Genomic DNA, 671 nt, shown 5'->3' with positions numbered 1-671 from the left:
GCCACTCCGGTGGCAGCCTTTCATTGAGGCTCGGTCTCGTTCATTGCCCCCGATGTTGGTTTCGAGTTGCTGCCACTCCGGTGGCAGCCTTTCATTGAGGCGGGCATTCGGTGACCGCACTCACGCCAGTTGAGGGTTGCTGCCACTCCGGTGGCAGCCTTTCATTGAGGCGGAGAGCCGCTCACACAAAGGGACACCGACCTCGGGTTGCTGCCACTCCGGTGGCAGCCTTTCATTGAGGCGTAGAGGAAATCAATCCCGATGGGGAGGTTCAGCCAGTTGCTGCCACTCCGGTGGCAGCCTTTCATTGAGGCGGGTGGGACCCGATAGCGGCGTATTTCCGGCGTGAGGTTGCTGCCACTCCGGTGGCAGCCTTTCATTGAGGCCGCGAAAAACCGGCGAACCTTCTCTACGCCGTCGAGTGTTGCTGCCACTCCGGTGGCAGCCTTTCATTGAGGCACCTGAAGCGTCATCACAGCCGTAGAATGCCCCAAGTTGCTGCCACTCCGGTGGCAGCCTTTCATTGAGGCACGTATAAACCGGCGACGGTTGCGCAGGTGACTGTGGGGTTGCTGCCACTCCGGTGGCAGCCTTTCATTGAGGCTCTAGAAACTATGACACCCACACCACCGAACAACATGTTGCTGCCACTCCGGTGGCAGCCTTTCATT

At 59.6% G+C, this 671-nt stretch carries 1 CRISPR repeat array.

Features of this window, described 5'->3' with window-relative positions:
• Position 1: 1 nt before the first annotated feature.
• Positions 2-671: direct repeats of the CRISPR family, unit length 24 nt; unit sequence CCACTCCGGTGGCAGCCTTTCATT.

Origin of the sequence: Corynebacterium sp. HMSC061H03, from assembly GCF_001838215.1 — a bacterium.
In the GTDB taxonomy this organism is placed as follows: domain Bacteria; phylum Actinomycetota; class Actinomycetes; order Mycobacteriales; family Mycobacteriaceae; genus Corynebacterium; species Corynebacterium jeikeium_D.
Note: the sequence above shows the minus strand (reverse complement) of the source record. Positions and strands in the feature narration are given on the sequence as shown.